Source organism: Sphaerisporangium siamense, assembly GCF_014205275.1.
GTDB lineage: Bacteria > Actinomycetota > Actinomycetes > Streptosporangiales > Streptosporangiaceae > Sphaerisporangium > Sphaerisporangium siamense.
Genome location: NZ_JACHND010000001.1, coordinates 2,445,358 through 2,469,513 on the forward strand (window position 1 = coordinate 2,445,358; position 24,156 = coordinate 2,469,513).

Annotated in this window: 20 protein-coding genes; 10 read left to right on the forward strand and 10 right to left on the reverse strand. The window is 73.9% G+C overall.

Features of this window, described 5'->3' with window-relative positions:
- Positions 1-15: 15 nt before the first annotated feature.
- From BJ982_RS11445 to BJ982_RS11470, 6 genes are all read left to right on the forward strand, one after another.
- A complete protein-coding gene (locus tag BJ982_RS11445; RefSeq protein WP_203959422.1) occupies positions 16-822 on the forward strand; it encodes a helix-turn-helix transcriptional regulator in 807 nt (268 codons plus the stop codon).
- Positions 823-1,092: 270 nt separating this feature from the next.
- Positions 1,093-2,526, forward strand: a complete 1,434-nt coding sequence (gene rox / locus BJ982_RS11450) for a rifampin monooxygenase (protein ID WP_184879306.1) — start codon at positions 1,093-1,095, stop codon at positions 2,524-2,526.
- 223 nt (positions 2,527-2,749) lie between these two features.
- Complete coding sequence (locus BJ982_RS11455) at positions 2,750-3,712, forward strand: sulfotransferase (RefSeq protein WP_239123673.1); 963 nt, start codon at positions 2,750-2,752, stop codon at positions 3,710-3,712.
- A gap of 170 nt (positions 3,713-3,882) precedes the next feature.
- A complete protein-coding gene (locus tag BJ982_RS11460; protein ID WP_239123677.1) occupies positions 3,883-4,827 on the forward strand; it encodes a glycosyltransferase in 945 nt (314 codons plus the stop codon).
- A complete protein-coding gene (locus tag BJ982_RS11465) occupies positions 4,827-5,624 on the forward strand; it encodes a WecB/TagA/CpsF family glycosyltransferase (protein WP_184879315.1) in 798 nt (265 codons plus the stop codon). The genes BJ982_RS11460 and BJ982_RS11465 overlap by 1 nt, the downstream gene beginning before the upstream one ends.
- A gap of 572 nt (positions 5,625-6,196) precedes the next feature.
- Positions 6,197-6,787: a DUF2306 domain-containing protein gene (locus BJ982_RS11470; protein ID WP_239123678.1), complete on the forward strand. Its 591-nt coding sequence runs from the start codon at positions 6,197-6,199 to the stop codon at positions 6,785-6,787.
- On the opposite strand, the gene BJ982_RS11475 is transcribed toward BJ982_RS11470, so the two are convergent.
- From BJ982_RS11475 to BJ982_RS11485, 3 genes are all read right to left on the reverse strand, one after another.
- Positions 6,760-7,416, reverse strand: coding sequence for a response regulator (locus tag BJ982_RS11475; RefSeq protein ID WP_184879318.1), 657 nt, complete (start codon positions 7,414-7,416; stop codon positions 6,760-6,762). The genes BJ982_RS11470 and BJ982_RS11475 overlap by 28 nt on opposite strands.
- Positions 7,413-8,552 (reverse strand): sensor histidine kinase, encoded by a 1,140-nt coding sequence (locus tag BJ982_RS11480; RefSeq protein WP_239123679.1) that lies wholly within the window; start codon positions 8,550-8,552, stop codon positions 7,413-7,415. Before BJ982_RS11480 ends, BJ982_RS11475 begins: the two co-directional genes overlap by 4 nt.
- Before the next feature lie 262 nt (positions 8,553-8,814).
- A complete protein-coding gene (locus BJ982_RS11485) occupies positions 8,815-9,693 on the reverse strand; it encodes an alpha/beta fold hydrolase (RefSeq protein WP_184879324.1) in 879 nt (292 codons plus the stop codon).
- A 324-nt stretch (positions 9,694-10,017) separates the two neighbouring features.
- On the opposite strand from BJ982_RS11485, the gene BJ982_RS11490 reads away from it, so the two are divergent.
- On the forward strand, positions 10,018-12,291 hold the full coding sequence (locus BJ982_RS11490) for an AfsR/SARP family transcriptional regulator (protein WP_184888695.1): 2,274 nt from the start codon (positions 10,018-10,020) through the stop codon (positions 12,289-12,291).
- Here BJ982_RS11490 and BJ982_RS11495 read toward each other — a convergent pair.
- From BJ982_RS11495 to BJ982_RS11520, 6 genes are read right to left on the reverse strand one after another with little or no spacing between them, the layout of a single operon-like run.
- Positions 12,272-13,255 carry a sulfotransferase gene (locus tag BJ982_RS11495; protein ID WP_184889967.1) on the reverse strand — a complete coding sequence of 328 codons (984 nt, stop codon included), beginning with the start codon at positions 13,253-13,255 and terminating at the stop codon, positions 12,272-12,274. The two genes, BJ982_RS11490 and BJ982_RS11495, sit on opposite strands and share 20 nt — an antisense overlap.
- Positions 13,252-14,730, reverse strand: coding sequence for a lipopolysaccharide biosynthesis protein (locus BJ982_RS11500; protein WP_184879326.1), 1,479 nt, complete (start codon positions 14,728-14,730; stop codon positions 13,252-13,254). The genes BJ982_RS11495 and BJ982_RS11500 overlap by 4 nt, the downstream gene beginning before the upstream one ends.
- A gap of 36 nt (positions 14,731-14,766) precedes the next feature.
- Positions 14,767-15,624, reverse strand: a complete 858-nt coding sequence (locus BJ982_RS11505) for a sulfotransferase domain-containing protein (RefSeq protein WP_184879329.1) — start codon at positions 15,622-15,624, stop codon at positions 14,767-14,769.
- On the reverse strand, positions 15,621-16,703 hold the full coding sequence (locus BJ982_RS11510; protein ID WP_184879331.1) for a hypothetical protein: 1,083 nt from the start codon (positions 16,701-16,703) through the stop codon (positions 15,621-15,623). Before BJ982_RS11510 ends, BJ982_RS11505 begins: the two co-directional genes overlap by 4 nt.
- Positions 16,700-18,136: a hypothetical protein gene (locus tag BJ982_RS11515; protein WP_184879334.1), complete on the reverse strand. Its 1,437-nt coding sequence runs from the start codon at positions 18,134-18,136 to the stop codon at positions 16,700-16,702. The genes BJ982_RS11510 and BJ982_RS11515 overlap by 4 nt, the downstream gene beginning before the upstream one ends.
- 7 nt (positions 18,137-18,143) lie before the next feature.
- Positions 18,144-19,439, reverse strand: coding sequence for a YveK family protein (locus tag BJ982_RS11520; RefSeq protein ID WP_184879338.1), 1,296 nt, complete (start codon positions 19,437-19,439; stop codon positions 18,144-18,146).
- A gap of 346 nt (positions 19,440-19,785) precedes the next feature.
- Between BJ982_RS11520 and BJ982_RS11525 the strand changes: the two genes are divergently transcribed.
- Entirely contained in the window at positions 19,786-20,850 is a 1,065-nt protein-coding gene (locus BJ982_RS11525) for a glycoside hydrolase family 26 protein (RefSeq protein WP_239123680.1), read from the forward strand.
- 21 nt (positions 20,851-20,871) lie between these two features.
- Here the strand turns inward: BJ982_RS11525 and cysC are convergent, their stop codons facing one another.
- Positions 20,872-22,125 (reverse strand): adenylyl-sulfate kinase, encoded by a 1,254-nt coding sequence (gene cysC / locus BJ982_RS11530; protein WP_239123681.1) that lies wholly within the window; start codon positions 22,123-22,125, stop codon positions 20,872-20,874.
- Between the two features lie 104 nt (positions 22,126-22,229).
- On the opposite strand from cysC, the gene BJ982_RS11535 reads away from it, so the two are divergent.
- Positions 22,230-22,769, forward strand: a complete 540-nt coding sequence (locus tag BJ982_RS11535; RefSeq protein WP_184879347.1) for a SigE family RNA polymerase sigma factor — start codon at positions 22,230-22,232, stop codon at positions 22,767-22,769.
- Complete coding sequence (locus BJ982_RS11540) at positions 22,766-24,151, forward strand: hypothetical protein (RefSeq protein ID WP_184879350.1); 1,386 nt, start codon at positions 22,766-22,768, stop codon at positions 24,149-24,151. Before BJ982_RS11535 ends, BJ982_RS11540 begins: the two co-directional genes overlap by 4 nt.
- Positions 24,152-24,156 lie beyond the last annotated feature (5 nt).

A 24,156-nucleotide genomic window follows, 5' to 3' on the forward strand; every position in this document is an offset into this window, starting at 1 on the left:
GCGGGAGGTCACTCGGTGACGGTCGTGCCCCCTTCCGGGACGGATCCGATGTCGTGCGAGGAGTACGGCTACGGTCTCGGCCGGCCCGACGGCATCCTGGTGCTCAAGTACCGCTCGGCGGCCGTGCTCGAATTCGGCCGGAGCCGGGAGGACTTCCTGCACCAGCTCTACTGGTCGCCCGAGGGCATGCTCTCCACCCGGTACGGCGCCGACACGCAGTTCATCGGACCACGGGAGGCGTTCTGGGCCCACCGTGCCGTGAGCCACGAGGTACAGGCCACGGACTGGCACACCGTGTACCGGATCTGCCTGCGCGAGGTGCCGCCGGCGCTCGCCGGGCTCCGGGCCGGACCGGTCTCCATCGACGACGAGGCGGCCCGGCTCGTCCTGGCGATCGCCCGTACCGGTCAGGACGAGGAGGAGGCGCTCGTCGCCCGCCGCCGCATCATGGCCGGACTCGGCGCGTCGACCCGCGAGTTCGTCAGCCACCACGCCACCGGCACCGGTTTCGCGATGCAGGTCGCCCGCGCGCTGTCGCACGACCCGGGCGACCCGGTCCGCCTGGACGAGTGGGCCGAACGGCTGCACATCAGCGTCAAGACCCTGCAACGCGACTTCGAGCGCGAGTTCGGCATGTCGTACTCGCAGTGGCGTACCCGCCTGCGCCTGCGCGCGGCACGGACCCTGCTGGAGATCCACCCGGTGGCCGAGGTCGCGCGGCGCGTCGGATACGCCACCCCGTCGGCCTTCATCGCCGCCTTCACCAAGGAGTACGGCTGCACCCCCGGCCGCTACGCCCTCCGCCGGCCCGAGTCGGCATGACGACCACGCCGACGTGGGACATCACGGGTAAGTCTGGATGAAGCCGGTCCCGCACAGCGGCTGCCGGCTGGGGTAGACGCGGGGCCGCTTCCAGCGAAGATCCCGCCACTTTCAACCTATAGCGCACCGGGGGCCTTGCGGCAAGGCCCCGGGTCTGCCGCAGAATGTCCGGCCGGGGCGCGAGCCCGTGGAATCAGGGATTCGCGACGCACATGTGCGCGCGGGTGCGCGCCGCCGACCCGAAACGGGATCTCATTGAACGGGGGGTTCATGTTCGACGTGGTCATCGCCGGTGCCGGGCCGACAGGCTTGATGCTGGCCAGTGAGCTGCGGCTGCACGGTGTGCACGTGCTCGTGCTGGAGAAGGACGCCGAGCCGGCCGGAATCGTCCGCGCGCTCGGCCTGCACGTGCGCAGCATCGAGGTGATGGACCAGCGCGGCCTGCTGGAGCGGTTCCTCGCCCACGGCCGGAAGTCCAGGCTCGGTGGATACTTCGCCGGCATCGACAAGCCGTGGCCGGACAGGCTGGACACCGCGCATTCGTACATCCTCGGCATCCCCCAGACCGTCACCGATCGCCTGCTGGCCGAGCGTGCCACCGAGCTCGGCGCCGAGATCCGGCGCGGCCATGAGCTGACCGGGCTGAGCCAGGACGACCAGGGAGTGACCGCCGAGCTGGCCGACGGCACGCGGCTGCGCGCGCGCTACCTCGTCGGGTGCGACGGCGGCCGCAGCACGGTGCGCAAGCTGCTCGGCGTCGGCTTCCCCGGTGAGCCCGCCAGGACCGAGTGGCTGCTGGGCGAGATGGAGGTGACCGAGGACTCGGCGACGGTCGCCGCCATCGTCGCGGAAGTCCGCGAGACCCATCGCGGGTTCGGCGCCGGGCCCCTCGGGGACGGGCTGTACCGCGTCGTGGTGCCCGCCGAAGGAGTCGCCGAGGACCGTACGGTCCCGCCGTCCCTTGAGGAGTTCAAGCGGCGGCTGCGGGTGTTCGCCGGCACGGACTTCGGCGTGCACTCGCCGCGCTGGCTGTCGCGGTTCGGCGACGGCACCCGGCAGGCCGAACGCTACCGGGTCGGCCGTGTGCTGATGGCCGGCGACGCGGCGCACGTCCACCCGCCGCTGGGCGGGCAGGGGCTCAACCTCGGCATCCAGGACGCGTTCAACCTCGGCTGGAAACTGGCCGCCGAGGTCGGCGGCTGGGCGCCGGAGGGGCTGCTGGACAGCTACCACGCCGAACGGCACCCGGTGGCCGCCGACGTGCTGAACAACACCCGCGTGCAGTCCGAGCTGATGTCCCTCGAACCAGGCCCCCGGGCGGTGCGCCGGCTGCTGGCGGAACTGATGGACTTCGAGGAGGTGCACCGGCACCTGATCGAGAAGATCACCGCGATCGGGGTCCGCTACGACTTCGGCGAGGGGCACGAACTGCTCGGCCGGAGGATGCGGGACGTGGCGCTGAAGCGGGGGCGCCTCTATGAGCTGACGCGCGACGGCCGTGGACTGCTGCTAGACCAGACCGGCCGGCTTTCGGTGGCGGGGTGGGCGGATCGGGTCGACCACGTCTTCGACGTCAGCGAGGAACTGGACGTGCCCGCCGTGCTGCTGCGCCCGGACGGCCACGTGGCGTGGGCCGGCGACGACCAGCGGGATCTGCTCGGCCACCTGCCTCGGTGGTTCGGCGCCGCCGTCGCCGCCGGCTGATCGATTCGGTCTTCGCGTCGGCGCCGTCGAGGACCGAGAACGGGGGAAGTCCCCGCCGTGGCGCTTCCGCGGGGGGTGAGCACTTCATCGGGCGCCTGGCGAGGAGGTGAACCGGTTCCTATGTAGATCCTTTACCATTCCGGCACCGGACGATTACTCTCCGCGCTAGCGTCGGCACGTTCCGTGTTGGGCGTTCTCGGGGGTCCGGGCCGTGGGTGTTCGAGTGATCTTCATAGGTGGGCTGGGGCGTAGCGGTACGACGCTGCTTGAGCGGTTGCTGGGGGAGGTGCCGGGGGTGGCGCCCCTGGGCGAGGTGATCCATCTGTGGGAACGCGGGATCATCGCCAGGGAGCCGTGCGGGTGCGGGGAGCCGTTCGGGGCGTGCGAGTTCTGGCGGCGGGTCGGCATCCGCGCGTTCGGCGGCTGGTCGTCGGGTCTCGCCGACCGCGTCCTGACGTTGCGACGCCGGGTCGACCGCACCCGGCGTATCCCCGCGCTGGCCTCCCAGCGCCTCCAGGTGGGCCTCAGCGGGTACACCCGGGCATACTCCCGGGTGTACGAGGCGGCGGCCAAGATCTCCGGCCGCCCGGTCGTGGTCGACTCCAGCAAGCACGCCTCCCTCGCCTTCTGCCTGCGCACCTCACCCGTGGTCGATCTCAGCGTCGTGCACGTCGTCCGCGATCCGCGCGCGGTCGCCTACTCCTGGCACAGACAGGTCACCAGGCCCGAGAGCGGCGGCGCCATGACCCGCTGGCCCCCCGTGCGGACGGCCGTCCACTGGCTCGTGCAGAACCTCGCCTACGAGCTGCTCGCCCGGCGCCGCGGCACCGTCATCCGCGTCCGGTACGAAGACCTGCTCGCCGACCCTCCGGCCGTCCTGGCGGCGCTGCTGGGCCGCCTCGGGCTCGGCGGGGTCGCGCTCGGCTTCCTGCGGCCAGGTGTGGCCGAGCTGTCCACCGCCCACACCTGCGCGGGCAACCCCATGCGCTTCACGGTCGGCGCCCTCGAACTCACCACGGACGACACCTGGCGCGAACGCCAGCCGCGCCTGCACCGCTGGCTGGTCACCGCGCTGACCTGGCCGCTCATGCTCCAGTACGGCTACCACCCCCGCGGCCGTCCCGCCCGGGACGAGGCCCGCGTCCCACGCATCCCCGCCGGAGTCGCCGCCCAGGAGTGCCGATGAAGCCGATGGAGCCCAAGGAGCCGCCGGCGCAGGAGAAGCGGACGGAAGCGACGGACCCGCCGGCGCACGGGAAGCCGATGGAACCGACGGACCCGCCCGCGCGGAGGAAGCCGATGGATCGCCGGAGGCTCCCGGAGCCGGCGAGCCCCGCGAACCCGCTCGTAGGAGTCGTGATCCCCACGCGCGGCGACCGCCCGCACCACCTGCGCGCCGCCCTCGCCGCGGTCCTGGCTCAGGACGTCCCCGGCGGGGTGGACGTCGTCGTGGTCGTGGACCGCGGGAACGTTGCCGCCGTCGCCCGCCAGGTGGACGCCATCGCGGTCGCGGGCCGCGGGGACGTGGCGGCCATGACCCGCCAGGTGAGCGACGCCTCCACGCGACGGTCCGGCCGGGTGCGCGTGATGGGCAACCACCTCACCCCCGGCCTGCCCGGGGCGCGCAACACGGGCATCGCCGCGCTCGGCACCCCGCTGGTGGCGTTCTGCGACGACGACGATCTGTGGCTGCCCGGCAAGCTGCCCGCGCAGCTCGCCGCGCTCGACGCCGACCCCGCGGCCGAGTTCGCCGGATGCGCCGTCGAGGTCGAGTACGGCACCCACCGCGTCACCCGCCTCGCCGGCACCGACCGCGTCACCGCCCGCCACCTCACGCGCTCGCGCATGATGATGGTCCACTCCTCGACGTTCCTGTTCCGGCGCGGCACCATCTGGCCCGACGAGAGCGCGCCCGGAGGGCACAACGAAGACTGGGACCTCGCGCTGCGCGCCGCCGGGCGGCATCCCATCGTCTACGTCGACCGCCCCCTGGTCCGCGTCCGCTGGGGCGGCTCGGCGTACGTCACCCGCTGGGCCGACCGCATCGCGGGCCTCGAATGGATGCTCGCCCGCCACCCCGCCCTCGCCGCCGACCGGCGCGGCGCCGCCCGCGTCTACGGGCAACTCGCCTTCCACAACGCCGCGCTCGGACGGCGCCGCGCGGCCGGGCGGTGGGCGTTACGCGCGTTCGCCGCCCGCTGGGGCGAGCCGAGGGCGCCCATCGCGCTGGCGGTCGCGCTCGGCCTGGTCTCCGCGCGCTCGGTGCTGAGCGTGCTGCACACCCGCGGGCACGGCATCTGATGCCGCCGCGCACGACGACCGGTGCCCCGCGGCTGACGATCGGCGGCCTTCCGGTGGACGCCCTCACCGAGGAGGAGGTGGTCGGCCACGTCGTCGCCGCCCTCCGGCGGGGGGAGGGCGGCCACGTGGTCACCCCGAACGTGGACATCTGCCGTGCCTGCGCCCGCGACCCCGAGGTGCGGGCCATCATCGCGGGCGCCGACCTCGCCGTCCCCGACGGCATGCCGCTGGTGTGGGCGTCCCGGCTGCTCGGCACGCCCGTCCCCGACCGCGTCACCGGCGCCGACCTGATCTGGTCGCTGTCGGAGGCGGCGGCGGCCAACGGCTTGTCGATCTACCTGCTCGGCGGGCCGCCGGGCGTCCCCTGCAAAGCCGCGCAGGTGCTGCGGGCCCGCTTCCCCGGCCTGCGGGTGGCCGGGGGGTCCGCGCCGCCGTACGGGTTCGAGAAGACGCCCGAGGGGTTCGGGGCCGTGCGCGAGGCGCTGGTGGCGGCCGATCCCGACGTGGTGTTCGTCGGGCTCGGGTTCCCCAAGCAGGACCGGCTGATCAGCATGGTCCGTCAGGATCTGCCGGGCGCCTGGTTCGTCGGCTGCGGGTCCGCCATCTCCTTCGCGGCGGGCACGGCGCGCAGGGCGCCCGAATGGATGCAGCGGTCCGGCCTGGAATGGCTGTTCCGCCTGGCCTCCGAGCCGGGCCGCCTCGCCCGCCGCTACCTGATCGACGATCTGCCGTTCGCGCTCCGCCTGCTCCTGGTGTGCCTGGTCAAGCGACTTCTCTGCGGGCGCCGCCCCTCCTGAGCCTGGAGGTCATGCGATCGACCTGCCCGGGAGGCTCGTCGGTCTTGACGTGACCGGCGGCGGGGTGGGCCGGTGCGAGCCCCTCGCCGGCCGAAAGTACGCCTGGTTCGTGGGCGATCGGCTGACCCAGGTCTGACCGTTCCATCGATGAAGCCCGGCCGCCTCCCCGCCACGATCGAACCATGACGAACGAAAGCATCGGGATCACCACCACGACAAGGCAGGTGACCCCAGGCGGCAGGGCGATCGGGGCACGGAACACCGGCATGCGCCCGACCGCCGGCGCGGACGCCTCCGCGTTCCCGCAGAACGCGGAAGGGGCTAGCCCGGCGGCGCGGAAGGGTAGCCCGGCGGCTGGAGAGGACGAACCGGCGGCTCGGGAGACGGGAGAGGGCGGGTCAGCGAGCGGGGGCAGTGCGGCGCGGACGGATGCCTTCCCTGCAGCAGGTGGGGGCAGCGCGGCGCGGACGGGTGCGTTCTCTGCGGTGGGTGGGGGCAATGCGGCGGGGACGGGGAAGTCGCGGGGACAGTGGCGGGTGCCTGTCGGGCTGGTCTTGCTTGCCGCTGTTCCGGTGATCGCGGGTGGGGTGCGGCTGGACGGGCTGATCAGCGGGGCGGCGGTGACTCCGGAGAACGCTCGGTTCTTCGCGGTGCCTCTGCCCGTGGTGTTGCACATCGTCGGCGCCACGATCTACAGCGTTCTCGGCGCCTTCCAGTTCGCCCGCGGGTTCCGCCGCCGCAGGCCGGCCTGGCACCGTGCGGCGGGTCGGCTCCTGATTCCGTGCGGGCTCCTCGCGGCGATCACGGGTCTGTGGATGACCGTGTTCTACCCCTGGCCCCCTGGCGACGGCGAACTCCTCGCGGGCTTCCGGCTCGTGTTCGGCGGGGCCATGGCCGCGTCCATTCTGCTCGGCCTCGCCGCGATCCGGCGGCGGGACATCGCCGGGCACCGCGCCTGGATGACGCGCGCGTACGCGATCGGGCTGGGCGCGGGCACGCAGGTCCTGACTCACCTGCCCTGGTTCATCTTCTTCGGCACGCCCGGCGAGCTGCCCAGGGCCCTGCTCGTGGCCGCGGGATGGGTGATCAACCTGGTGGTGGCCGAGTGGTTCCTCCGCCGGGACCGCCGCCCCGCTCAGGTCCGGACGCGGTTGGTCTCGTAAGCCCATATGGCGATCTCGACGCGGTTGCGGGCGCCCAGCTTGGCCATCAGGCTCGCGATGTGCGACTTCGCCGTGCTGAGAGAGATGTGCAGTTCGTGGGCGATCTCGCTGTTGGTCCGCCCCCGCGCCACGGCGGCCAGGATCTGCTCCTCTCGGAGCGTGAGCGCCTCGATGGGTTGCACGGGCGGCGAGGCGGGCCCCGTCCGGGCGAAGGCGCCGAGCAGCCGGGCCGTGATGCTCGGGGCGATCAGCGCGTCGCCGTCGGCGGCGGCGTGCACGGCCTGGGAGAGCAGGGCGGCGCCCGCGTTCTTGAGCAGGAATCCCCGGGCGCCGGCCCGCAGGGCGGCGTAGACGTACTCGTCGAGGTCGAACGTGGTGATGACGACGACCGCGAGGGGGTCCTCGACGCCCGGTCCGGCGAGGGTGCGCGTGGCCGCGATGCCATCCAGAACGGGCATGCGGATGTCGAACAGGCACACGTCGGGGCGCAGGCGCCGCGCCAGCTCGACCGCACGCCGTCCGTCCTCGGCCTGGCCGACGACCTCGATGTCCGGCTGGGCGTCCAGGATCATCGCGAGCCCGGTACGGACGATCTCCTGGTCGTCCGCGACGACCACCCGGACGCTCATGGGGCCGACCCGGAGCGGGGCAGGACGGCGGTCACGGTCCACCCCTGGGCGGGGCCGGGGGAGGCGACGCAGGTGCCGCCGAGCAGGCGGGCGCGCTCCATCATGCCGATGAGGCCGTACCCCGGCGACGTGGCCGGGCGTACGTGGCCGGTGTCGCCGTCGTCGCTCACCCGCAGGCGCACCGACGTGTCGTCGGCGGCGACGCGGACCTCGATGCGGGTGGCGCGCCGGGCATGCCGTCTGGCGTTCGTGACCGACTCCTGGGCGATGCGGTAGACCGCGGCCCCCACCGCCGGGGAGACGCCGTCCACCTCGCCGGAGATCTCCACTTCCACGGACGGCCCGACACGGGGACGGTCGGCCAGCTCTTTCACGTCGGCGATCCGCCGCCCGGGGGCCAGCTCCGCCGGTCGCGTCCGGCGGAGCACGCGGACCATGGCGTTCATCTCCGCGAGGGCGCGCGCCGCCTCGGCTTCGATCAGTTCCAGCGCCTCGGTCGCGGCGCCGGGGCGCGACGGCGACAAGGCCAGGCCCGCCTGGGCGCGGATCGCCATCGCCGAGATGTGGTGCGCGACCGTGTCGTGCAGGTCGCGCGCCAGCTGTTCGCGTTCGAGAAGCTTGACCTGGTCGAGTTCGCGCATCCTGGCCCGGGCCCGGTAGCGGAACGTCCCGCCGAGTGCCATGGCCGCGATGACGACGGCGAGCCCTTGGAACGCGTCGGAGAGGACGAGGCGGCCGGTGAGGACCGCGACGGCCAGCGCGGCGGTCATCAGCACGAACCCGATCACGGCCTCGCGTCCGGAACCCCAGCGGAACAACGCGTACATCACGATCACCAGGAAGGCCATCGTGTTCGTCTCCGCCGACTCGCCGCCCGTGAGCAGCGAGGCCAGGGTGGTGCCGGCGAAGATGACCGCGACCATCAGCAGGGGCCTGGTCCGGCGCCACAACAACGTGGGCACCAGCCCGATGGTGAGGAGCACCGAGAGGGTCCGCCACGGGAGATCCGGCCGCACCACGCCTTCGACCACGGCGAGCGGGACCAGTACGGCGACGAGAACCCAGTCGCGCCATACCCGGTGCGGAGGATTGGGGGAACGGGGCTCGTGCCAGACAGACCGGAAGAAACCCCTCACGCCATCATGGTACGAGCCACGCCGCCGCCGGGCCATGAGAAGTGATCAGGCGTCATGCGCCACGTGCTGGGGAGGTCGGCCCGGTCCGCCGGCGCACGCGCGTGAGAAGCCGTGCCGGCGAAGGTCTCCGGCGCCTGCGGCATGGACACGCGGTGCTGGGCCTTCCTCCCGCACTCCGTCCGTTGGTCTTCGGCCTGATCGGGCGACTTCTCCGAATTCGCCGTCCCGGCGGGAGCCACTGGCGGGCGGCCCCGGTCTCGGTTCAGCGGGTCATGAGGTCGCGGAGTCGCGCTGTGACCGTTTCTGGGGCCTCTTCGGCCATGAAGTGGCCGCAGGTCACGGTCGCGTGGGTCAGGTCGGGGGCCCAGGCGCGCCAGACGGCTGCCGCGTCGTAGCCGAGTGCGGCGCCCCAGTCCTGTTGCAGCACGGTCACCGGCATGCGCAACTGGTTGCCCGCCGCCCGGTCGGCGCGGTCGTGGTCGACGTCGACGGTCGCCGAGGCGCGGTAGTCCGCCACGATCGACGGCACCGCGTCGCGGCAGGCGTCCAGGTACGCGGCCCGGACCTCGGCGGGAACGGCCTCGGGGTTCTGCGCCCAGATGTCCAGGAAATGGGCGAAGAAGACGTCCGGGGCGGCGGCGATCATCCGCTCCGGCAGGTCCGGCGGCTGGGCCATCAGGTAGAGGTGGAAACCCACGGCGGCGCTCGTGCCGTGCATCACGTCCCACATGTCCAGGGTCGGCAGCACGTCCAGGCAGGCCAGATGGGTGACGGCGGCCGGGTGGTCCAGCCCGGCGCGGAAGGCGACCAGCGCGCCCCGGTCGTGCCCGGCCAGCGCGAACCGCTCGTGCCCGAGCGCGCGGGCCAGCGCCACGACGTCGGCCGCCATGGTCCGCTTGCCGTACGTGCCGCCGCCGTCGTCCACGGGCTTGTCACTGGCGCCGTAGCCGCGCAGGTCGGGGCAGATCACCGTGTGATCGGCCGCGAGGTCCGCGGCGACGTGCCGCCACATGAGATGCGTCTGCGGGAAGCCGTGCAGCAGCACGATCGGCGGGCCCGAGCCGCCGACGGCGACGCTCAGCGCCACGTCGTCGGCGACCTGAACGCGCCGGTAGTCGAAGCCGGGAATGGTCGGTGCCATGGTGAACCGCTTTCGTTCGCTCGCGGAGGAAACCGCCACCTGAAGGCGGCCACCCCCAGCCTGACTCCCGCCAATCAGCATCCACTCAGCACATACCGTGGTGACCGGACGCGACACCGGGGGAGAGGAAGCGGCCCACGTTCCGTGCGCTCGGGTCGCTGGTGTCCGGAGCGGGAGGTGAGATGGCGTCTGACGTGTCCAGAAGCGCGGGGATGAGATGGCGTCGGCGACCTGTGGAGTCTCCTGATCGGGGGTCCTCCCAAGGGTGAGCGGGATGGCGTCCGGCGGGCTCGGCGCGGTGGTGTTCCAAGGGGTGGGGGTGTGATGGAGAGGGTGACGTTCGGGGTGCTCGGGCCGGTGGCGGCTGAGCGGGGTGGCGGGGTGCTCGGGTTGAAGGGGCCGCGGCATCGGGCGGTGCTGGCGCGGCTCATCGTGGCCCGCCGTCGCGTGGTCCCTGTGTCCCGCCTGGTGGACGACCTGTGGGACGAGCCGAGGCCGGGGGCCGTCGGCGCCGTGCAGACCTTCGTGGGCGCGCTGCGCCGCGTCCTTGAACCCGGCCGCCCGCCCCGGACCCCGGCCCGCCTGCTGGTCACGGAGGGACCCGGGTACGCACTGCGGGCCGCCCCGGACGACGTGGACGCCTGGCGCTTCGAGGCCGGCGTCGACGCCGCCGCCACCCTGCCGCCCGCGCGGGCGCTCGAACGGCTGAAACAGGCCCTGGACCTGTGGCGCGGCCCGGCGTACGCCGAATTCGCCGACGAGGAGTGGACGCTGGCGGAGCGCTCCCGCCTCGGCGAGCTGCGCCTCCAGGCGGTGGAGCGGCTCGCGGAGGCACGGCTGGCCGTCGGGCTCGCCGCCGAGGCCGTACGCGACCTGGAGGCGCACCTGGCGGGGCAGCCCTGGCGGGAGAACGCCTGGCGTCTGCTCGCCCTGGCCCTGTACCGCACGGGCCGCCAGGGCGACGCGCTCGCCGTGCTGCGCCGGGCCCGGGCTGCGCTCGCGGACGAGCTCGGCGTGGACCCGGGTCCGGAGCTGCGCCGGTTGCAGGCCGACATCCTCGCGCACGATCCCCGCCTCGACCAGCCGTCCAGCGCGGTCACCGGGGCGCGGCTGTGGAGCCAGGCGGCCGAGGCGTACGACCGTGCGGTCGCCGCCGGGGCTCGCGCCCGGCTGGAGTCCACCGTCGGCCTGCTGCGCAACCTCGCGGTGACCGGGGGCAGCGGCCTGCGGGCGGCCCAGGAGCAGCGGCCGGCGATCATCGGCGCGGCCGAGGAGTTCGGCGACCCCGAGCTGACCGCCCGCGTCATCGGCGCCTACGACGTCCCCACCATCTGGACCCGCAGCGACGACCCCGAACAGTCCCAGCGCATCGTCACCACCGCCGAACACACCCTGGCGGCCCTGAAGCGGGAAGGGGCACGGCCGTCCAGCGGCGACGCTCACGAGGAGACAAGGCAGTCGGGGGACGAGAGGGAAGGGGCACGACCGGTCAGCGGTGACGCTCACGAGGCGGGGTTGTCGGGCGTGCTGGGGAGTGGGCGTGCGTCAGGTGGTGGGGGTGAGGGGGTGCGGGCGCGGTTGTTGGTGACGATCGCGTTGGAGATGCGAGGGGTGCGGTCCGCGCGTGGGCCGGAGGCGGCGCGGGAAGGGGTGGAGATCGCGCGCCGGTTGGGGGATCCGGCGCTGCTGGCGTTCGCGTTGAACGGGTTGTACGTGCAGTCGTGCACGCGGGCCGGTCTCGCGGCGCGGCGGGACGCGATCGGCGCGGAGCTGGTCGCCTTGGCGGGCCGGCACGGACTGGCGACCTACGAGATCCTCGGCCACCTGGTCCGCGTGCAGGCCCGCGCCGCCCTGGGGGACCTTCCCGGCGCCGACGAGCACGCCGCCGCCGTCGACCTGCTGGCCGAGCGCCACGAACGTCCGCTGGCGACCGTCTTCACGCAGTGGTACCGCGCGCTGCGGCTCGCCGTCCAGGGGCGGATCGAGCAGGCCGCGACCGCCTACCGCGAAGCCGCCGCACGGCTGGACGGCGCCGGCATGCCCGGCGTGGAACGCGGCCTGCCGGCGCTCACCCGCCTGAGCCTGAGCCTGAGCCTGTCGGACGGCACGGCGCCCGCCACGGAGCCCGCAGCGTCGGCCACGAAGGCCGCGCCGTCCGTCAGGGAGGCCAAGTCGTTCACCGGGTATGCCTTGCCGTTCGTCGCGGATGCCGCAGGGAAGGCCGCGCCGTCCGTCAGGGACGCCGTGCGGTCCGCTGCGGAGGTCGCCGGGCAGATCGACCTCGGCGCGGACTGGGGTCCGTATCGGCCCTGGGCCGAGCCGTTCGTGCTGCTCGGGGAAGGGCGGCGCGCCGACGCGCGGGCGGCGTTGCGTGCGGTGCCGGAACCGGCTCCGGATCTGCTCTATGAAGCCCTGTGCTGCCTGGAGGCCGCGGTCGCGCTTGAGCTGGGCGACCTGCCTGTGCTGGAACGGGTGCAGGCCCGGCTGCTGCCGGCGGCGGGTGAGATCGCGGGCGCGGGCAGCGGCCTCATCACCCTCGGCCCCGTGGACCGGTGGCTCAGCCGCATCGCCACCGCTCTCAACCGTCCCCCGTCGTGACCGACCCCGGCGACGCCTCGTGGTGAGGGGCGTCCGGGCGGGTCAGGGCGAGGATGTGGGCGATCTCGTCGGGAGTGAGGCGGTCGCGGTGGCCGGCGAGGGCCTGGCGTGGGTCCATGGGGCGGTACGCGGTGCGTGACAGGCCGTGCCAGCGGAAAGCGGTGGCGCGCGCGCGTGGGGATCGTGCTTGCCGGGAGGCGTGGATGATCGCTTTCTCCGCTCGGCAGGACCAGGTGAGGCCGCACCAGGCGTACAGGTCGCGGTAGCCGTTGACGGGGTCGGTGACCAGGTCCTCGTAGCGGACGACGCGGACGCCGGGGTGCCGTCCGGCCAGCGTCTCGGTGACCGTCCCGGCGACGCGCCACAGCGCCGCGGTCGTCGTCAGGCCGTCCCGCGAACCGGCCAGCGGGGACAGCTCCCGCAGGCATGGGTGGTCGCGGACCAGCAGGGGCTGCCCGAGCAGTTCGCGGACGTCCACCGTCCAGCCGAGCCGCCGCCAGCTCGCCACGAGGGACACCGGGTCGCGCACCAGCAGGACGACCCGGCAGTCGAGCCGCTCGGCGAACCATCCCGCCGAGAACAGCGCGAACGGGTCGTCCAGCAGCGCCCGGTGTCCGAGCATCCTGCCGGCCGTGAACGAGGACGCGTTCCTGACCAGCCGGGCGAGGTCGCCGGGACGGCGGTTGCGGCGCAGCTCGGCCGCGTACCCGTAGCGGAGGCCCACGGTGCCGGAGAAGGCGCGCAGCCACGGCTCCTCGCCGTCGGCGCAGATGTACTGGAACCGGTGGGACACGGTGGCGTCGAGCACGCCGGGGGAGCGGCCGGGCGGGCGCAGCGGGTTGAGCGGCTCGTTCACGTACACCGCCTCGCCGCTCGCCGCGAGCATCTTGCCCGCCCAGCTCGTCCCGCTGCGGGGCAGCCCGGTCACCAGGATGGGCGGGCCGCCCGCACGCCGGCCGTTCACGAGGTCACGCGCCCGGCGCTCCGGCCGCTCGTAGGCGCAGGCTCCGGGGAGGGTCTGAGGGCCGGGAGGGAGGGGGGGAGACGGAGGGAGGGGAGGCTGTGGCGGCCGAAGGGGTGCAGGCCGTAGCGGCGGGAGACGCGCACCAGGGGGAGCGCGTTCTTGACGAGGACGCCGGCCGACCATCCGAGGGCGGCGCCGAGCGTGCCGTAGGCGGGGACCAGGACCACGTCCAGGGCCACGGTCACCACGATCGCGGTGAGCATGTTGAGCGTGCTGGACACGGTGTGCCCGGCGGCGATCAGCACCACGTCCACCATGCCGCAGGCCGTCGCGGCCATCATCGTGACCGCCAGGACCACGGCGACCGCCGCCCCGCCCTCGTACCCCTCGCCGAACACCCGCAGTAGCCACGGCGCGAGCAGCGCGTACCCCAGCCAGATCGGCCAGGTGAGGACGACCAGCCACATCGTGGTCGCCTGGTAGAGCACGCGGGCCAGGGGCAGGTCGCCGTCCGCCAGCGCGCGGACGAGGCGGGGCTGCACCGCCTGGGTCAGGCCCTGGTTCGCGAGCTGGCCGACCACCTTGAACCGGGTGGCGGCGGTGTAGACGGCGGCCTCGGCGGGCCCGGCGAGCGCGGCCACGATGACGACGTCCAGCCGCTGGAACACGGCCTGCGTCGCGGCCCCGAAGGCACGCGGCGCCGTGTACCGCCAGAAACGCGGTGTGACGTTCGGCGTCCCGCCCGGCGGGGGGACGCGGCGGCGTAACCAGAGGGCGGCGAGGAGGACGACGGGCAGGTACGGGGCCGCCCAGGCCGCGGGGATCGCCCACGCCGGGGCTGCTCCGGCCGCCAGCAGGGCGCCGACGAGGACGAGCTGCCCGCCGGGCTGGAGCACGCCGCCGAGCAGGATGGTCGGGCGCATCGCGCCGAAGCCGCGGGTCGCGGCGAGCAGGATGTCCGCGCAGACGACGAAGGGGAGGGCGACGGCCAGCGTGCGCACGACCGTCGCCGTCGCGTCGGCCGTCACGAGCGAGGCCGCGACGGCGACCGTCCCGGTGCCTCCCGTGGAGGTGCCCGTTGGGGGAGACGGTGACCACCCGCTCCCGGATCCGTGGTTCAGCGCCGCGACAACGGTGTCCGCGCCGATGTACGCGAGGGTCGCCGCCGCGACGGACAGGACGAGGACGGGGAGCAGGGCCGACCGAACGAGTCTGGAAATATCGGGATGTGCCCCGTCGCGGTGGCGGGCGATGAAATAGATCAGCCCATTGCCGGTGTCCAGCCGGAGGACGCCCGCGGCCATCAGGCACAGCGACGTGGCGGTGAGCACCGTCCCCGCCGAGGCCGCGTCCAGCCCGCGGGTCAGCGCGACGACGATCAGCATCTGTGCCGCGGCGCCGGCCACCGCTCCGGCCAGTCCCGCGGCGCCGCCTCGGACCAGGGAGGCCACCGCGCGCCCATCGGAGGACGACATGGCCGTGAGAGGAGTCAAGGACGGAGGGGCGAGAGGTCAGCGGCACCAGGAGGGGACGTCGCCGAGCCAGTCGCACAGCTTGAGGTCCCAGGGGACGAAGTGCTCGGAAAGCTCGTCGCGCAGCGACCGGGGCATCTCGGCCGGGCGGGGACGGGCGTTGTGCCGCTCGAACACCGGGTCGCCGAGGCGCGGCAGGCCGAGGAACTCCAGCACCTGGTCGTACACGGGCTCGGGGGTCGCGAAGAACCGCCCGCTGTCGATCACGAGGATGCGGCGGCGCGCGACCACGGACTCCAGGCGCGCGAGCTGTTCGGCGTACTGCCCGCGGGCGACGTAGGCGTGGTGCCGGTGGGCGTGGCTGTGGCCGTACGGCTCCTCGCACAGCCGCTCGATCTCTCCGGCCAGCCGCGCGGGTTCCAGCCCGACGGCACGCGCGAACGACCGCTCGGTCTCGAACCCGCGCGCGACCTCGTGGGCGTGGGCGGAGTACGCCCGCTCGACCGGGTCGCGCACCAGCACGATCATCTTGGCGCCGGGCAGGTCACGGGCCATGCGGTACGGCGACAGCGGGTGGAACATGTAGTAGGGCGAGGACTCGAAGGCCAGCGGGCGCGTGCCGTACCGGCGGTGCAGGCGGGCCGCCGTGGCCCGCAGCGGGAAGTGCGCGCGGTACCACGACAGCCCCTTGTCGTAGGCCGTGTCGAAATAGTGGACGCCCTTGCGCAGGACGGGTTTGAGCACGAGAGGGTGCTGGGCGAGGGCACGGTACAGCGAGGTCGTGCCGCAGCGTTGCGCGCCGACGATCAGGAAGGACGGCAGCAGGCGCCCGCCGACGGTGAGCCGCCCGGCCGTGTGCGACACGGCGTGGGCGGATCGTTTGACCGTGGGGTTCACGTGATGACCTCCTGATGGTCGACGAGGGGCGCGAGCCACCGCTCGGGCGGCCCGAGCGGCTGGAGACCGTCCCGCTCGTGACGGTCGGCCAGGGCGATCAGGTACCGGACGGCCGTGTGGCGCGCCTGCCCCGCGGACAGGCCGAAGGGGGCGAGCGTGGGCAGGGCCTGGGCCAGGCAGGCGGCGGCGGCCACCTCGGGAGACATGCGCTTCAGCGCGCGCTGGAAGAAGTGGTGCAGCGCGTCGAACCCCAGGGGGACACCGGTCTCGAACCGCTCCCAGTCCCACACCAGCAGCCGCCCGTCAGGCCCGGGCGCCATGTTCCACGGCGCGAAGTCCCCGTGCCAGGCGTGCCCGCCGGCGGGACGTCCCGCCCCGGCTGTCTCGGTGACGGCGTGGCCCAGGGTGGCGATCTCGGCGATGGCGCGTTCGAGGAGGGGGGTGGGGACGCGGCCGCGGCGGGCGGGGAGCGGGGACAGCGCGAGGACGTCCAGGCCGTTCCAGGTGCCGTGGTGGAGGACGGTGGGGGCGACCACCGTGCTCAGCGGGCTCGTGGCGAGCGTGCGCAGGGTGGCGCTCTCGTGCCGGACCAGCGCCCGTGAGCGGTCCGTGTCGCCGATCTTGACGAACGCCAGCGGCCGGCCGGAGGGCGTGCGGACCTCCAGGATGGGCTTGCGGTTGGCGCGCCGGGCCGGGCGGACGTGCAGCAGGACGGTGACCGGGCGCCCGAGGACCTCGGCGAGGTGGGCGTCGATCGTGCCGGGGCCGCTCGGCAGCCGGCGGCGTCCGGGCAGCCACAGGGACCGGGGGACGAGCCGCCGCGGCAGGAACCGGCTCGGCACGAGCGCGTAGGGGGCCTCCCGCCGGACCGGTGCCCGCCTGTCTTCCGGTCCGGTCGTGTGCCCGTCCGCCGGCGCGGTCGTGTGCCCGTTCACTCGTTCGGTGGCGCGGCGGGCCGGTCTGTCGGGTGTGCGGGTGCGGGTGTCCGGGCGGGTGTCTTCGCGGGTGAGGTCTTCGGGCGGGTAGAGCAAGAGGATCACCTCGTCGAGATAGCGCAGCCGCGCGCGGAAGTCCCTCATGAAGGGCGCTCCACGCCCGTCATGGGGGTCGTCACGGGAGCGGACATCGGAGCCGTCGGCCGGGTGCTGTCCCCGTCCGTCTGCCCCGCGAAGCCGGGGTGAATCGGGGAGGCGGGCAGAAGGACGTCGGCGCCGTTCCTCCAGAGAAGGGCGAACGAGATCATGTACAGGGTGAGCGCGGTGATCAGGCCGTCGTAGACGACCATGTAGAGCAGCGCGAGGATCATGACGAGCGTGCCCGCCCGCCCGACGGGGGTGCGGTCGCGCCAGTGGCGGCGGACGGCCCCGGCGAAGAACGCGACGTACAGCGCGGCCCCGGTGAAGCCCTGAGTGATGAGCAGGAGCCAGAGCTGCCCGTCGCTGCCGAGCGGCGGATGCCCGCACTCGGCGCACCAGTCGGTCTTGCCGGTGGTGATCGTCTGGTAGTTGCCGTAGGCGTTGCGGGTGTTGCCGTACCCGATGACCGGCGAGTGGGCGGCGGCCTCCAGGGTGGCGGCGACGGTGAAGGCCCGGATGCGGTTGCTGTGCGGGCTGTCCAGGCGCTGGGCCACGATGCCGGCGAGCGGCCCGGCGGCGAGGAGGAGCCCCGCGACGGCCACGGCGGCGCCGATCACCAGCCCGGTGCGGGGACGCGCGCGGGCCAGCGTGTAGGCCAGCGACACGGCGAGGCCGATCCACAGGCCGCGGTTGAGCGAGTAGACGATGGGGATCGCCGCCAGGGCGACCACCGCCGCGCACAGCGCCCGCCGCACCGGCCCGCCGTACACCCACCAGCCGACGACGAACCAGACCAGCAGCACCGACAGGTTGCCGCCCCAGGCGTTGGCCCACTCGAAGGGCGCCTCCGGGCGCGGCGCGGCGTGCCCGAGGACGTGCTGGATCTGCGCCGCCGTGGGGTGGATCAGGTTGCGGACGTAGGAGTTCTCGCTGATCCAGGACGGCAGCACCATCTCGGCCGGCGAGGTGAACGTGAACCGCGGCGCGACGACGCCGAGCAGCCCCCCGGCCACGGTGGTGAGGAACAGCACGCCGAGCATGCCCACGAGCGCGCGCCGCGGCAGCTCGCGCTCGGTGAGGTTGACCAGGTAGAGCACCATGACGACCAGCGCCACGTACAACGCGAGACGCATGGCGTACCCGAGGACGCGGCCGGTGCCGAACTCGCCGTACGTGCCGGGGGGCGACTCGCCGAGCATGACCGCGCTGACGAGGTATCCGGCGACGAGCAGGGCCCACAGCCCCATGCCCTTCGGCACGCGGACCGGCCTGCGCCGCCACAGCACGACCGCCATGGGCACGGCGGCGACGACGATCGAGAGGCCGCCGAGGCCGAGCGCCCACCAGACCGGGTAGCCGACGAGGTAGCCGGCGATCGGCCAGGCCGCGGGCGCGGGCAGGCGCGCGCGGGACGGCCAGGGGGGAGAGAGGCTCATGGTGGGCTCACGAGGCCCGGGCGCCGGGGTCGGCGGATGGCCGGCCGATCTCGCGGCGGGTGCCGCCGGGCGCGGCCGAGGACGTCAGCAGGATCACGCCGAGGGGCGAGATCTCGGTGCGCCGGAGCTGGCGTACGGCCCGGGCGAGCTGTTTGGACCTGGCCGCGCGGCTCTCGACGACGAGGAGGGCGGCGTCGGCGCGGGCCTCCTGGTCGGTGCGCACCCAGATGGGGGCGAGGCCGGTGAGGGCGAGGCGGAGGTCGTCGGCGATGGGCTCGGGGTCGACGCCGGGGGTGACGCCGCGTACGAGCAGCTCGCCGCCGTCGCGCAGGTGGCGGGCCACGGCCATGGCGAGTTCGCGCAGCTCGCGGGCGTTGCCGCCCTTGCACAGGACGGGCAGGCCGGTGAGGCGCTCGATGTCGGCGGCGGTCCTGAGGCGGGTGTCGAGGCGGTCGCGCAGCATGGCGGCGCCGGTGCCGGCGAGCAGGCCGAGGAACAGCCCGCTGCCCAGGTACAGCGGCGGGCGCGGCCGGGCGGGGGAGCCGGGCGGCCGGGCGTCGCTGATCACGCTGCCGGGGGTGACCGCGACGGTCTTGAGCGCGTCGTGCTTGAGGGTGAGCGCGTAGACCTGCCGGGTGAGGACGTTCTGCCGCTGGACGGCGATGGTGCGCTGGGCCGAGCCGCGGGGGGCGCGGGGAAGGGCGGCGACGACGGCGCCGAGGGCGGAGTCGACCTGGCGCAGCTTGCCGGACAGGGCCTTGAGCTGGGCGTCGATGGCGTGTCTCGCCGTCGACTCGCGCTGGGCGAGGTAGCCCTTGGCGAACGCCTGCGCCCCGGCGGCGGCGCTCGCCGGGTCGCCGGCGGTGTAGGACACGGCCAGGACGGCGGAGTTGGGCGGCACGTTGACGGTGACGCGTTCGCGCAGCGCCTCGGCGTCTTGGACCTTGAGGATGCGGGCGGCGCGGGCGGCGACGACGGCGGAGTGGGCGATCTGGGCCTCGGTGTCGAGGTTGAGCGGTTCGCGCTGGCGCTGGGTGGTGGGGTTGGTCTGCTCCTGGACGCCGGTCGGCGAGACGAGGACCTCGGCCGTGGCGGTGTAGGAGGCCGGGGTCAGGACGAGCGCGAGGACGCCGAGAGTGAGGCCGCCGAGCAGGAACCAGGCGAGCGTGACGCGCCGCCGCAGCAGCACCGCGCCGAACCTGGCGAACTCCGCGGGCTCGCGCCCGGCGACCAGGCGGCGCGGGCCGTCCGTGCCGCCGGGGCCGCCGGGGCCGCCGGGAGGTGAGGACGCCGGGTGGCTCATGGCAGCGGCAGGCCTCTCGGTGCGGGGGTGGTCCATCGGGGTTCGCGCTGATCGGTGCTGATCGGTGCTCGTTCGTGCCGTTCGGGCGGGACGCGAAAAGCGCGGGCCGTCGGGAACCGGCCTTGAGAACTATAGGCACAACCCAAGATTTCTCGATCGCATACGAGCGTTTTCGTGGACGGTGAACGGCCTGGCCGGACCGCGATATCGGGATATTTCATTCTCCATGACATCGCAGCTCAGCGTGGAGGGGCGAGTTTCCGGCCGTTCGGTGCGCTTTAGTGGGAAGGTGAATACCGGCCTTCTGAGGAAACGACTAAAGGGAGGTTTGGTCGCCTTGCGTAGAGTGGCGGGAATATGGTTTTTCGGTATCGGGCTCGCCGCCGGATGCGGGCTGATCGTCTACGCCGTCGCGTCGGTGAAGCCGCCGGAGCGCGCCGTCGCCACCGGCCGCCCGGGCGCCGACCTGCCCGTCCCGAGCGGCGCGCCCGGCTGCGTGGCCACGGCCAAGCTGATCCCGAGCTGCGGCGCCTGGTGGGGCATGGCCCCGGACGTCTTCGGCGGACGGCCGCCGTCCCAGGCCATCGCCTTCGCCGAGCAGCGCATGGGGCGCAGGGCCGACATCGTCCACGTGTACCACCGCGGCTGGGAGCCGTTCCCCACCCCCGAGGAGCTCCACCTCGCCAAGAAACGGCTGCTGCTGATCAACTGGAAGCCCTCGATCCGGCGCACCTGGGCCGAGATCGCCGCCGGGGCCATCGACGACCGCATCGACCGCGTCGCCGCGACGATCCGGCACAGGCTCCCGCGCCGCTTCTTCCTCACCATCCACCACGAGCCGGAGAACGACGTGCGCGAGCGGCCCGGCTCCGGCATGACCGCCGAGGACTACGCCGCCATGTACCGGCACGTTGTGCTGCGCCTGCGCGACCAGGGGGTGCGCAACGCCGTCACGGTCATGACGTACATGGGCGCGCCCAACTGGGCGGCGAAGCCGTGGTTCGAGCGGCTCTACCCCGGCGACGACGTGGTCGACTGGATCGGCCTGGACCCTTACGCCGACCACCGGGTCAACGACTTCGCCGGCCTGGTCGACAAGCGGCGCGCCGACCAGGGCGACTGGCCCGGCTTCTACCGCTGGACCCAGCAGCGCTTCCCCGGCAAGCCGCTCATGATCGCTGAGTGGGGGGCCTTCGAGCGGCACGACGACCCCGCGTTCAAGGTGTCGTTCTTCAACTCGGTCCGCCGCCAGATCCGGGGCTACCCGCAGATCAAGGCGCTGGTCTACTTCGACTCGCCGATCGCGCCGCGCGGCGACACCCGCTTCGACTCCAGCGTCCCCGCCGGGCGCGCGTTCGCCGAGCTGGCCCGCGCCCCCTACTTCAGCTCCACGCCCGTCCCCGACCACTGACAGGGCCGGGGACGCGGCGCGTCAGCGCACCCAGCCGCCCGAGGTGAGCAGGCCCAGCACCGTGCCGACGGCCCGGTCCACCGGCATGCCTGTGGTGTCCAGGGTCAGGTCGGCGTCCTCCGGCTCCTCGTAGGGGTCGGAGATGCCGGTGAACGCCGGGATCACCCCCGCGCGGGCCTTGGCGTACAGCCCCTTGCGGTCGCGCCGCTCGCACTCGGCGAGCGGCGTGGCGACGTGGACGAGCAGGAAGTCGGCGCCGACGGCCTCCACCATGTGGCGCACCTCGTCGCGGATCGCGGCGTACGGGGCGATCGGCGCGCAGATCGCGAGCCCGCCGTGCCGGGCGACCTCGGCGGCGACGAAGCCGATCCTGCGGATGTTGAGGTCGCGGTCCTGCTTGGAGAAGGTGAGGCCCGCCGACAGCAGCCGCCGCACCACGTCGCCGTCCAGGTACGTCACCGTGCGGCCGCCGCGTTCGAGCAGGGCGTCGTGCAGGCCGCGGGCGATCGTCGACTTGCCCGAGCCCGACAGGCCCGTGAAGAACACCACCAGGCCGCGCCGGTGCGGCGGCCCGGGCAGCGTGACCGGCTCGGGCGCGGCGAGGTGCTCCTCGGCGCCGAACGCGGACGCGACGTGCTCGCGCAGCTCCAGGTCGATCTCGGGGTCGCGCGGGGCCAGCGGCACCACGGCCACCTCCGTGCCGCCGGGCAGGGCGTCGCGGGCCTTGAGCGCGGCGCGCACCACGGCGGGGCCGCCCTCGCCGAAGGCCAGCGGGAGCAGCAGGACCGCCGCGTCCAGCTCGCGGGCGGTGGCGGTGATCTCGTCCAGCGAGTCGAGCGGGCCGCGCATGGTGACGGCCAGCACCGGACGCCCGCCCATGGCGGCGCGCACCTCGGCGGGAGGACGGCGCAGCCGCGCGAAGGGGCCGTGCTCGGGCGCGCCCACGGAGGTCACCGGGCCCGCCACCAGCCCGTCGGCCGTCCGCTCCGTCACCTTCATCACGGCCACGGCCGCGCCCTCGGGGTCGCGCAGCGTCAGTTCCTGACCGGCGGACACCGGATGATCGTGCGGTACCGTCAGCGTGACCGGGTCGGGCCAGGGGGTGCCGTCGGCGAGGCGGCCGCTCTCGACCACCGAGGCCAGGTCGGCCGAGCCGAGGAACCCGGTCAGCGGGGTGAAGGCCCCGGACAGCAGCAATTCGAGGTCGGCGAGCTCGTGGGCGTCGGGCACCCAGTCGAGGACGGGGCCGGCGGCGGTCTCCTCTGCGTTTCCCACCGGCCCAGGATATTGGCGCGCCGCCCCGGCCACGGCCAGGGGAAGGCATAGCGGGAGACCCTCCGCCGCGTCCATGGGCCGACATTCGACCCCCGGAGGTGATCGTGGACGTTGCCGAGGAGCGACGGTTCCGCGAGTTCGTGTCCGCGCGCTCGCCCGCGCTGATGCGTTTCGGCTACCTGCTGACCGGCGGTGACCAGCACGCCGCGGAGGACCTGCTGCAGACGGTGCTGGTCAAGACGGCGGCCAGGTGGAGCCGCGTCGACGACCCCGAGCCGTACGTGCGGCGCGCGATGTACCGGCAGCAGGTGAGCTGGTGGCGCCTGGCCTCGCACCGGCGCGAGACCACCGTCGCCGACGCCCCCGACGCGCCCGACCCGTCGGGGCGCGACCACGCGGACGCGGCCGAGGTGAAGCTCGTGCTGCGGCACGCGCTGGCCCGCCTGACGTCCCGCCAGCGCGCCGCGCTGGTGCTGCGGTACTTCGAGGACCTGCCCGAGGCCGAGGTCGCCCAGATCATGGGCTGCTCGGTCGGCACCGTGCGCAGCACCGTCCACCGCTCCCTCGCCCGCCTGCGCGCCGCCGCGCCCGAGCTCGCCGACCTGCGCTCCCCGCGCGACTCCTTCGAGGAGGTTCCCCGATGACTCCCGAATCGCTGCTTCCCGACACGCTCCGCGAGTGGGCGGGGGAGGCCCAGGTGCCCCACGACCTGACCGACCGCGTCCTGCGGCGGCGCGGCCGGCGGCGTCTCGCCACGGTCGTGCTGGCCACGGGGGCCACGGCCGCGGTGGTCGCCGCGGGAGTGCTGGTGCCGGTGATCGTGCGCGGCGCGGGCGGAGGGGAGGACAGGACCGCGACGGCGGCCACGCCGACCGCGTCGGCGTCCGTCTCGCCCACCGCGTCCCCGTTCTCGCTCGTCACGCCGCCGCCCGACCCGCTGCCCGAGGGGCCGGCGCCCCGGCCGTCCCCCGTGGAGGCCGGCGCGCTGCCCGCCTCCCTGGACGTGCGCGCGGACCCGGGGCAGGCGCCGCCGCGCGGCCTGATCGCCGCGGGCCGGATGGCCGTCTCGTCGTACTTCGTGTCGGGGTACGAGAAGACGGGCGCGCGGTCCGACCGCCGCCACGACACCTGGTACCTCTACGACCCCCGGACGGGCGGGTACGAGCGGACGGACTGGTCGACGGTGGACGTGGCCCCCGGCATGCGGCTCGCCGCCGTGCTGGAACGGGACCTGCCCGCCTCCAGGGTCGGCATCCTCGACATGGCCACGCGCCAGGTCAGGTGGGTCCCGCTGGACCACCCGGTGGCGCGGATCGCCTGGTCGCCCGACGGCACGAAACTGCTGGCCACCGCGTACGAGAAGAACCCCGACGCCCGCGAGAAGGTGTCGGAGGACGGGTCGAGCTGGGAGGAGTCCGACCCGGTCCGCACCGGGTTCCACATCGTGGAGGCGGCGTCGGGGACGGCCGCGTTCCACGCCGTGGACGAGCCGTCCGAGGTGCTTCCCGGGCCGCCGGACGCCGCCTTCCAGTGGTCCTCCGACGGCACGCTGATCTGGGAGCCCAACGACCGGAGGCTCCGCGATGAGGACCCCCAGCGGCTGTACTACGGCCTCGACGGACGCCGGGTCGAGGGGCCCGCGGTCGAGGAGCTCGACATCGAGCAGGCGGGGACGTCGCCGGACGGCAGGCTGTACGCCGGTCGCCGCATCTACCCGCGCGGACCGAAGACGATGACGCCGGAGCAGGCCGTGGATCTCGTGGCCCAGCGGGTCGAGGGGCCCGAGACCGTCGTGCGGGACACCGCCACCGGGAAGATCGTCGGACGGCAGTGGATGCTCCAGCTCCTGGCGTGGGCGGACAACGATCATCTGATCGCGCTGCAGTGCCTCGGCGGGTGCGAGGACGAGTTCGACTCCTACCTGGCGCTGGTCACCGTGGACGGACGGCAGAGCGTCCGGCTCTCCGGCGACATGAAGGACAGCCAGCGGCCGGGAAGCTGGCACCCCGTGCTGACCTCGCGCTGACCGCG